The sequence below is a fragment of the Ameyamaea chiangmaiensis genome, assembly GCF_013376175.1.
In the GTDB taxonomy this organism is placed as follows: Bacteria; Pseudomonadota; Alphaproteobacteria; order Acetobacterales; family Acetobacteraceae; genus Ameyamaea; species Ameyamaea chiangmaiensis.
In genome coordinates this window covers 1-5,554 of record NZ_JABXXR010000165.1, presented here as the reverse complement: position 1 = coordinate 5,554, position 5,554 = coordinate 1, and the positions used below count along the sequence as shown (strand labels likewise).

The following is a 5,554-nucleotide window of genomic DNA, read 5'->3' as shown; positions in this document are numbered from 1 at the left end:
GACCCCCCTGCGGCTGGCCCCCGCGTCCACGACCGCCGCCACCGCCGCCCAGCACGGGCGGACGCATGGTCGAATTCTGCGCGGCGGTGGAGTGATAGGGGTGATCGTCGACGACCGGGATCGGCTTGCCGATCGTCTTTTCGATATCCCGCAGCCACGCGCGCTGTTCCGCGTCGCACAGGGACACCGCCCAGCCATCGCGACCGGCGCGCGCCGTGCGGCCGATACGATGGACATAGCTTTCCGGCACATTCGGCAGATCGTAGTTGAAGACATGCGAGACATCGTCGACGTCGATGCCGCGCGCGGCGATATCGGTCGCGACCAGCACCTTCACCGCGCCACTGCGGAAGCCGGCCATTGCGCGCTCGCGCGCGCCCTGCGACTTGTTGCCGTGGATGGCCTCGGCCGTGATGCCGTTCTTGTTAAGGAACTCCGCGACCTTGTTGGCCTCGTGCTTCATCAGCGTGAACACGACGGCCCGGACCACGGTTGGGCTTTCGACCAGCATCAGCGTCGCGGCCTTCTTGTCAGCGCCTTCGACGAACATCACCGCCTGACGGATCCGGTCGACGGTGCTCGACGGCGGTGTCACCTGCACGGTGGCCGGATCGCGCAGCAGCGAATGCGCCAGCTCCTCGATGCTTTTGGGCATCGTGGCCGAGAACAGCAGCGTCTGACGTTCGCGCGGCAACTGGGCCACGATGCGGCGGATGTCGCGCACGAAACCCATGTCGAGCATGCGATCGGCCTCGTCGAGGACCAAAATCTCGAGGCCCGAGAGGTCGATATGCCCCTGGCCCATCAGATCAAGCAGACGGCCGGGGGCGGCGACCAGAACGTCAACGCCACGACGCATGGCCTCGACCTGCCGTCCCTGGCCGACACCACCGAAGATCACGGCGTGCGACAGGCGCATGTGGCGGGCATAGGCGACGAAGCTCTCGTCGATCTGGGCGGCCAGCTCACGCGTGGGGGCCAGAACCAGCGCGCGCGCGCCGCGCGCCGGGGCGGGGCGGCGATGGGTCAGCAGATGATGGAGGATCGGCAGCGCAAAGGCGGCCGTCTTGCCGGTGCCAGTCTGGGCGAGACCCAGCAGGTCGCGTCCACCCAGAAGATGCGGAATCGCACCGGCCTGGATCGGCGTCGGCGTCGTATAGCCTTCCTCGTGCAGGGCGCGCTGAAGCGGCTCGGCAAGCTTGAGATCGGCGAAACTCGTCATGAAGGAGCGCCTCCTGGCGCGGTCGCGGCCAAGCAGGGCGACACACGGGGGCGCGCCAGCGGGCAGCAGAGAGAACAATCGAAAAATCGCGGCGGCGTGGCGAAGGCCACGGGTCCGAGGGACGGGGCAGGCAAGGCGCGTGGTCGTTCCTGTTTCAGGGCTGCCGGCCGCGTCCGAAGCCCTGAACGGCATGTGATACCGGAACGCGCGGTCCGTCCGTGCGGCGGCTTCTAGCGGCTTCGCGCCCGTGCTGCAACAAAATTCCCGACAAAATCAGCGGATTCGGCCCGATTATCGTGCACGGCGCACCGATCAGGCCCGGCGCAGCAGGAACAGCGCCTGCTCCCCGAACAGGTTGGCGAAGCGGCGCGAACGACGCCACGGCGCGCGTTCCCCATCCTCGTCCACCGCCATCCACTCCTGGACCACGTAATGTTCCTCCGCGCACAACGCGAAGAAATCACGAATGGTGCAGGGGTGGATGTTCGGCGTCTCGTACCACGGCGTGTTCCACACGATGGTGTTGGGCATCCGCCCCGTTGTCAGCAGCTTGAGACGGAGCTGCCAGTGACCGAAATTCGGGAACGAGACGATGGCGAAACGCCCGATGCGCAGCATCTGACGCAGCACCTCGCGCGGTTTTTCCACCGCCTGGAGCGTGCGTTGCAGGACGACATAATCGAACGAGTTGTCCGGATAATTGGCCAGATCGTGGTCCGCGTCGCCATGCATCACCGGCAGCCCGTGGGCGATCGACTGCGTCACCGCACGCATGTCGATCTCGATCCCCCGCGCATCGCAGTCCCGATTACGGTACAGATGATCGATCAGCGCGCCGTCGCCACTACCGACGTCGAGCACGCGGGTGCCGGGGCGGATCATCTCGGCGATCAGGCGTTGGTCGAGGCGCATCGTTCAGATCAGTCCCGCATGTTCGGCCGCACCCGACAGAAAGCCGCGCACCGTGCGATCGAGGTCCGGCTCGTCCAGCAGGAAGGCATCGTGCCCCTTGTCGCTGTCGATTTCCACGAACGAGACGTTGGCCGCGGCGCTGTTGAGCGCGCGCGCCAGAAACCGCGCCTGCGACGTGGGAAACAGCCAGTCCGAGGAAAACGACACGACGCAGAACCGCGTGGGCGTACCCGCGAAGACAGGCGCCAGATCGCCATCATGCTCGGCGCCGAGATCGAAATAATCCATCGCCCGGGTGATCGTCAGGTACGAATTGGCATCGAAACGCCGCACGAAGCTCGACCCCTGATGACGCAGGTAGCTCTCGACCTCGAACATCTCGCCGAACAGCGGGGCCGGCGCCAGAGGCCCGGCGGCCGGCCCCACAGGGTCCTGACGGACGCGGCGGCCGAACTTGCGGGTCAGCGCGTCCTCGGACAGATAGGTGATGTGGGCCATCATCCGCGCCACCGCCAGCCCGCGCGCCGGGATGGCCCCGCGCGCCCAGTAGCGGCCGCCGTTCCAGTCCGGGTCGGCGAAGATCGCCTGTCGACTGACCTCGTTGAACGCGATGTTCTGCGCCGAATGAAACGGCGACGTCGCGATCGGAAGGGCCGCGAACACACGCTCGGGATAGGACGCGGCCCATTGCAGCACCAGCATCCCGCCCATCGAGCCGCCGATCACCGCGAACAGACGCCCGATGCCCATAGCATCGAGCGCGCGGGCCTGGGCGTGGACCATGTCCGCGATGGTGATCGGGGGAAAGTCAGTGCCCCATGGTTCGGGCGACGCCTGACCGGAAGCCGGGCGCGGCGTGCTGGGCCCGGTCGTGCCCATGCAGCCGCCCAGAACGTTCATGCACACGACGTAGTAACGATCGGTGTCGACCGGGCGCCCCGGACCGACCAGGCGCGACCACCAGCCCGGCTTGCCGGTCAGCGGATGCGTCTCGGCGACATACTGGTCGCCGGTCAGGGCGTGACAGATCAGGACGACATTGTCGCGCGTGGGCGAGAGGGTGCCGTATGTGCGATAGGCGATCTGCACGGGTGCAAGGGTCACACCGCATTCGAGCACCAGCCCGTCGTCCAGCACCAGGTGCTGGTGCTCCATCGTCAGGGTGTCGCCGTCTGGTTGCGTCATCGGTTTCTCGTATCCCGCAGGAGACTGTCGTGCCGTCGCGGCGGACGGCGACCTGCCCGCCCGCAGGGGGCGTCCCGTATCGCATTTCACGGGTTCGGACGCAATCGGGGCAGTCCGGCCGGCCGGCCGTTGTGTCGCCCGAAGAACACCAACACCCGCAAGACGGGCCTGAAAGTGCGGAACCGGGTCAAATCCACCTTGCTTTTTCGCGCGGCTCGGCTAGCCATTAACCAGATAGAAATATTTGTAAAAAAATGACTTTGCCGCAGGCCTCGTTCCGCGTCCCCCTCGCCCAGCACGACGACAGCCGCGAGCGCCGTCTGCTGATCCTGGGCCATTCCGGCCTGTTCAACATCCAGTTCTATCTGCGCGAAAATGTCGACCTTCTGCCGCTGGGTCCGCGCGCGCTGGCCCACTACCACGAAAATGGCTGGCGGGAGGGGCGACGGCCCAATCCGTGCTTCGACCCGCTGTGGTATATCCAGCAGAACCCCGACGTGGTGGGCGACCCGCTCTACCATTACATCGTCACGGGCGAGGCCGCGGGCCTGCGGCCGGTCGCGTGGTTCGACCCGGCCTGGTACCGCCAGACCTACGCCGTGCCCGAGGGCATGCTGCTGCTGACGCATTACCTGACGAACCGTCATCGCGGCGATGTCAGCCCGGTGCCGGAATTCGACCCGGCCTTCTACCTTCGCACCTATCCCGACGTGGCCGAAGCCGGCCTGGACCCGGCCGAGCATTACATGATCCAGGGATTCCGGGAGGTCCGCAAACCTTTCCCCGCCTTCGATCCACAATTCTATCGCGCGCGCTATCTCGCCAACGCGCCCGACGAAAACCCCCTGCTGCATTACGTCGCCCACCGTAACGAACCTGGGGTTCACCCGGCGCTGCCCGCGCACGAACACTCCATCCCGCGCGAAGTCGCCCGCAACACACGCCCGTCCCCCCTGTTCGAGGACCACGAACCGCTGCCACCGGGCATCCGGCCCCGTGCGCGGGTACTGGCCTATTACCTGCCGCAGTTCCACCCGATCGCGGAGAACGATCTCTGGTGGGGCAAGGGATTTACCGAATGGCACAACGTCGCACGCGGGTTGCCGCGTTTCGTCGGCCATTATCAGCCCCGAATTCCGCGCGACCTCGGCCATTACACCCTGACCACCGATGTCCTGCGCCGTCAGATCGCCATGGCGCAGGCCAGCGGAATCGAAGGCTTCGTCTATTATTTCTACTGGTTCAACGGGCGGCGGCTTCTGGAAAAGCCGCTCGACGCGCTGATGGCTACCCCCGACATCGCCGCGCCGTTCTGCCTGATGTGGGCGAATGAGAACTGGACGCGCACCTGGGACGGGTCGGACAAGGAAATCCTGATCGCGCAGAATTACGACGAACCGGGCGATCTGGACGCCCTGTGCGCCTGTCTTGCGGCCTACATGGCCGATCCGCGCTACATCCGCGTGGCGGGGCGACCGCTGCTGATGATCTATCGGCCCGGCGCCATCCCGGAGGCCCGCGCCTATCTCGCGCGGTTGCGGGCCGGTCTCGCGGCCGCCTTGGGAGTAGCGCCGGTCCTGGTCATGGCGCAGGCGTTCGGTGACGACGATCCCGCGCCGTTCGGGCTGGATGCGGCGGTGGAGTTCCCTCCCCACGGCATTGCCAGCCGCGTGCCGCAGATCAATGCCAACCTGGAGCTTCTGGATCCGGAATTTGACGGTCAGGCCTACGACTATCGCGATGTCGTCGACTATGCGCTCGCAACGCCGCACCCCGCCTTTCCCCTGATCCGCACCGCCAGCCCGTCCTGGGACAACGATGCCCGCCGCGAGGGGCGCGGGCTGGTCCTGCACGGCAGCACGCCGGCCCTGTATGAGAAATGGCTCGGTGGCCTGATCGAACAGGCCCGCGAGACCCCGTTCCTTGGCGAGGCAATCGTGTGCGTCAACGCATGGAACGAATGGGCCGAGGGCGCCTATCTGGAGCCCGACCAGCATTTCGGCAGCGCCTATCTGAACGCGACGGCGCGCGCGTGCACCGCGTTCCGGCCGCCGCGCGCCGGCGGAAAGGTTCTTCTGGTCGGACACGACGCGTTTCCCTCCGGCGCGCAGATGCTTCTGCTCGCCGTGGCGCGCGCCATGATCGCCCGTCACGGGGCGTGTGTTCGGTTCGTGCTGCTGGGCGGGGGCACCCTGCTCCATCGCTATCAGGCGGTCGCGCCGGTCTGCCTGCTGG

At 66.6% G+C, this 5,554-nt stretch carries 4 protein-coding genes; 1 reads left to right on the top strand and 3 read right to left on the bottom strand.

Features of this window, described 5'->3' with window-relative positions:
- From HUK82_RS14055 to metX, 3 genes are all read right to left on the bottom strand, one after another.
- On the bottom strand, positions 1 to 1,222 hold a 1,222-nt coding region (locus HUK82_RS14055; protein ID WP_176614559.1), incomplete at its 3' end, for a DEAD/DEAH box helicase.
- A 312-nt stretch (positions 1,223 to 1,534) separates the two neighbouring features.
- The gene (gene metW / locus HUK82_RS14050; protein ID WP_176614558.1) at positions 1,535 to 2,134 is read right to left on the bottom strand and encodes a methionine biosynthesis protein MetW; all 600 of its coding nucleotides are present in this window, start codon (positions 2,132 to 2,134) and stop codon (positions 1,535 to 1,537) included.
- A 3-nt stretch (positions 2,135 to 2,137) separates the two neighbouring features.
- Entirely contained in the window at positions 2,138 to 3,319 is a 1,182-nt protein-coding gene (gene metX / locus HUK82_RS14045) for a homoserine O-acetyltransferase MetX (RefSeq protein ID WP_176614557.1), read from the bottom strand.
- Positions 3,320 to 3,573: 254 nt separating this feature from the next.
- On the opposite strand from metX, the gene HUK82_RS14040 reads away from it, so the two are divergent.
- Positions 3,574 to 5,554 (top strand): glycoside hydrolase family 99-like domain-containing protein (locus tag HUK82_RS14040; RefSeq protein ID WP_176614556.1); only part of this gene is annotated, 1,981 nt, incomplete at its 3' end.